At 72.8% G+C, this 4,687-nt stretch carries 2 protein-coding genes; one reads left to right on the top strand and one right to left on the bottom strand.

Annotated features, from left to right (window positions below; genetic code table 11):
* Window positions 1-83: 83 nt before the first annotated feature.
* Entirely contained in the window at window positions 84-1,670 is a 1,587-nt protein-coding gene (locus ACFUEL_RS35470) for a carbohydrate-binding protein (RefSeq protein ID WP_380241662.1), read from the bottom strand.
* Between the two features lie 471 nt (window positions 1,671-2,141).
* Between ACFUEL_RS35470 and ACFUEL_RS35465 the strand changes: the two genes are divergently transcribed.
* Window positions 2,142-4,685, top strand: a complete 2,544-nt coding sequence (locus tag ACFUEL_RS35465) for a hypothetical protein (RefSeq protein ID WP_380241660.1) — start codon at window positions 2,142-2,144, stop codon at window positions 4,683-4,685.
* The last annotated feature ends 2 nt before the right edge of the window (window positions 4,686-4,687 follow it).

The following is a 4,687-nucleotide window of genomic DNA, read 5'->3' as shown; positions in this document are numbered from 1 at the left end:
CGCTGCTGGTGATGCTGACCGAGGGCTGAGACGGCGGTCTCCCCGGCCTCCCGGGAGACCGGGGAGACCGGGGAGACCGTGGGTCACAGGCTGACCGGCCGGCCGCCGAGGGTGACGTTCAGCCGCCCGTCGGAGCCGTAGGACCAGGCCAGGGCGCCGCTGTAGGTGGCGCAGCGGGAGCCGTTGGAGCCGGTCCAGAACTGGTTGCTGGAGTCGGCGTCGCCGACGGTCTTGTCGTTGGAGCCGCTGACCGCGAAGCGGCAGGAGGTGTTGTCGCGGAACACCGAACTCCCGGCGTCCCAGGAGTAGTTGCGTTCGGCGTTGTCGATGCTCAGGTTGTCGGAGACGGCCATGCTGCCCGGGTTGCTGTTCCAGGTGAAGCCGTGGTGGCCGTTGTGGTACGCGATGCTGCGGCGGACGGTGTGGTTGACCGCGATGTCGTCGCCGCCGAGCTTGTAGCCGTTGCGGTCGCCGTTGGCGTTGACGGTGCCGTTGGAGAGCGTCCCGTTGCTGTAGGAGAGCGAGTCCTCGATGGTGACGGGGCCGATCGGGCCGGTTTCGGACTTGGTGTAGAGGTCCCAGCCGTCGTCGATGTTGTTGTGCGAGACGGTGTAGCGGAAGACGTTGCCGGGGCCGACGGTGAGCTTGGCGGCGAAGCCGTCCGCGTCCTCGCCGTCGGAGTCGGCGTTGTCGTGGGACTCGGCGCTGAGGATCAGGTTGTCCGAGGGCCACTGCGAGGCGGGGGTGCTGGAGGAGATCCGGCCGAGCTGCAGGCCGGAGTCCCGGTTGTACCGGGTGACGGTCCGTTCGATGACGTTGTGGCTGCCGCTGACGTAGATGCCGTTGTCCCCGGCGCGCTGCACGGTGAGCCCGTACACGTGCCAGTAGTCGGCGTTGACGACCAGGCCGCGGTTGGCCGGGTCCTCGGACATCGCGGAGAAGTCGAGCACCGGGGTCTCGCCCGGGTACGCGGAGAGCGTGGTGCGGGCGGCGGCGGTGCCGTTGCTGCCCGCCGGGACGGTGACGCTCTTGCTGTACGCGTAGGTGCCGCCGCGCAGGTAGATGGTGCCGCCGGGGGCGATCCGGGAGATCGCCGAGGTGAGCGTGGTCGGGGCGGACTGGGTGCCCGCGGCGCCGTCGGTGCCGTTCGGGGCGACGTAGAGGGCGTTCGCGGTGGGCGGGGGCGTGGTGGTGGAGGAGGTGGTGACCTCGGCGTCCAGGTAGTCCAGGTTGGGCAGGCCGGCCGCGCCGGTCGGGGTGAGCCGGATCGTGTTGCTGCCCGAACGGACGGGCACGGTCACGGACTTGGTGGTCCAGCCGGTCCAGCTGCCGGTGCCCTCGAAGGAGAGCGAGCCGGCGGCGGAGCCGTTGACGGCGAGGTCGGCGGGCCGGGCGGTGGTGGTGCCGTTGGCGAACCGGAAGCGCAGCGTCGCGGTGCCCGCGGCGGTGGCGTTCACGGTGAACTGGACGTACGCGCCGGTGGCGTTGGTGCCGTTGCAGAAGCCGGAGCCGGAGTAGCCGGTCCAGTCGGAGTCGATGGTGCCGGTGCAGACCGCGGGGGAGGACTCGGCCTCGTACCGGGTGGCCGCGGCGCTGGCCGGGCCGGTGGACAGCACGGCCGCGGTGCCGGCCAGCAGGGCCGCGGACGCGAGGGCTGCTCTCTTGCGCATGCGTTCATCTCCAGGGGGGTGGGTCACGGATGTGAACGTGGAACGGGTTGCGGCGCCGCTCCACGGACAGTAGGAGCCGGTCGTGAGCGCGTCAATGGACTTGTACGTGACTATGGTTCAAGGATGTGAACAGCAGGGCTTCCGGCAGGTGGGGGCCCGGACGGGCTCGGAAAATCCCCGGTGCCCGGCGGCGGAACTTTCAGCGCGCGGTCGCGGAAGCTCCGGCCGGCGGCCGGTTCGCCGGGGGGCCGGTCATCGAGCGGCGGCCGGGTCGTCGGGGAACCGGTCATCGAGCGGCGGCCGGGTGTTCGTTTTCCCGGGCGGCCGCGGACCCGATGATTGGTCATATTCGGTCATGATGTGACCAATAGGAAAAGCTGGGCCCGGGGCGGACGGCCCGCCACCTTACCTTGGTCCGCGGCGTGCCCTGACGACCCGTCAGGTCAGCTGTCGATCCTAGGTGGAGAAACAGTGCTGCGAAGCCCGCGTCCGCCCCTGCAGATCCGTCGCCCCCACCCCCGCCGCGCCACCCTGGCCGCGGCCCTCGCCACCGCTCTCCTGGTGCTCGGCCTGGGCGGCACCGCCCCCGCCAGCGGCCAGGCCGCCACCGGCGCCGACACCGGCACCGGCACCGGCTCCACGCTGACCAAGAGCGTGAAGAACGCCACCCACCCCGGCGCCGCCACCGCCGAGCACGGCGACACCCTCGACTGGACGGTGCGCTACCAGAACAACGCCGCCGACGACACCGCCGCCCCCGCCCAGGTCACCGACCCGATCGGCGGGGCCGGCAGCTACGTGCCCGGCTCGCTGAAGGTGCCGCCCGGCTGGACCCCGTCCTGGTCCACCGACGGCAGCACCTTCGGGCCCGACGACACCGGAGCCGCCACCGTCGCCGTCCGGGCCGAGAACCCGGTCGCCCGCTCCGGCGGCACCGAGATCTCCCCGCTGCTGCTCGCCCCCGTCCAGCCCACCGCGCAGGCCACCGGCGGCGACGGCTACACCCCCGTCATCTACCGCACCCCCACCGGGGAGGTGCAGGCGTGGAGCATCTACCACCACTCCGGCCCCGCCGCCGCCAAGGTCGTGTGCAGCAGCCTCACCACCGGCCAGCCCTGCACCGGCGGCCCCTGGCCGCGCCCGCTGAACACCACCGCCGGACCGCTCGGCACCGGCAACACCGGTGACCTCGGCAGCCCGCTCACCACCAAGTACGTGATCGACCCCCAGCAGTCCAACCTGCTCTACTACCCCGCCAACACCACCGCCGGCGTCGGCATCGGCTGCCTCGACCTGGCCGCCCACGCCAACTGCGGCTACACCGCCCTCGCCAACAACGGCACCTCGCCCAGCAGCGCCAACAACCTCGCCGGCCTGGTGAAGGTCGGCGACAACCTGTACGCCGTCGCCAACACCGGACAGGTGCTGTGCATGACCCTGCCCGGCCGCACCCCCTGCGCCGGACAGCCCTACGCCCCGATCGTCGCCGCCAACCACGACCTGCCCGGCAGCCCCGGCGCCCTCTACCAGGGCGGCCTGACCGCCATCGGCGACAAGGTGTTCGCCTCCTCCGCCCCGCAGGGCGGCGGCTCCACCGTGCCCGGACCGCCCGCCCTCGGCTGCTTCGACACCAGCACCAACACCGGCTGCGCCGGCTGGGGCACCCCGCACACCGCCGGGCCCAGCTCCTCGTACTACACCTACGACGCCTTCACCGCCTACGACACCGCCGGACACCCCAACGGCGTCTGCACCAGCACCGTCGGCGGCGCCAACGTCCTCACCACCTGCTACGCCGTCGACGGCTCGCCGCTCACCCCGCCCGGCGCCCTCGCCACCCTCAGCGGCTCCACCCTCACCTTCGACCCCGAGACCGTCACCACCGACACCACCACCCGCAGCTACTTCCCGGCCTGGGGCGGCAGCGGCGGCAGTGGCGCCACCGTCTGCTACGACTGGCGGGCCGCCGCCCCCTGCGCCGGCTTCCCGCTGCCCGCCACCCACCCCACCGCCAACGGCGGCACCACCCGCGACTACGGCTACAGCTACGACAGCACCACCCGCTGCCTGATCGGCCTCGGCGACGCCGGAATCCTCTTCTCGATGGACCCGGCCACCGCCGCCAGCCCCTGCATGCACAGCGGCGCCACCGTCACCCTCAAGCCCGCCGACTTCTACTGCGACGGCAGCACCGGCCACGTCCAGTCCTACACCCGGGCCCGGCTGACCGACCTCGACCTCTCGCACCTCGACCTCGGCGCCTCCCGCGTCCAGGTCACCGACCCCGACGGCACCCCCGTCCCCACCCCCGGCCTCGCCGCCGACGGCACCGTCGACCTCTCCGGCGTCGACCCCGCCGCCCACCCCGCGCTCACCGTCACCGCCCAACTGGTGCTCACCACCACCGGCGACTTCACCGCCACCAACCACCCGATGCTGGTCGTCGAGTACAAGGGCGAGGCGCCGCAGATCTGCTTCCGCACCACCGTGGCCGCCGACTGCGCCACCACCACCGTCACCAACACCGCCACCGGCACCGACGCCACCGGCGCGCTCACCTCCAACACCGTCACCGCCCCCGTCGCGCCCGGCGCCGGCTGCCAGCCCAAGATCAGCGTCCAGAAGGAGATCTGCGGCTCCCTCAACCCGCACGACTGCGCCCCCGGCGGACCCGGCCCCTGGGCCAAGACCAGCCCCGTCGGCCTGCTCGGCCTGCTCGGCACCGCCCACTGGCGGATCACCGTCAGCAACGCGGGCCCGGTCGACGCCGCCACCGTCACCGTCAACGACCCGTCCACGCCCTCCTGCCGGACCGCCGCCGGGACGTTCGCCCTGGCCTCCGGCGGCAGCCGCCAGGTCTACTGCGACTCGCTGCTGCTGGCGCTGCCGGTGAAGAACACCGCCTCCGCGAGCTTCGTCGCCGCGAACTCGCCCGCGGGCACCGTCCCGACCACCACCGCGGCCTCCTCGGCGGTCGCCTGCTCGCTGCTGTGCCTGCTGGCGGTGCCCGACTAGAC

This window comes from Kitasatospora sp. NPDC057198 (genome assembly GCF_042670125.1).
Classification (GTDB): domain Bacteria; phylum Actinomycetota; class Actinomycetes; order Streptomycetales; family Streptomycetaceae; genus Kitasatospora.
The sequence above is the reverse complement of the archived record's forward strand: the minus strand, read 5'-3'. Positions and strand labels throughout refer to the sequence as shown.

Bases quoted from the DNA above. Each gene is read 5' to 3' on its own strand.
- ACFUEL_RS35470 (WP_380241662.1), bottom strand. From the start codon at position 1,670: ATGCGCAAGAGAGCAGCCCTCGCGTCCGCGGCCCTGCTGGCCGGCACC.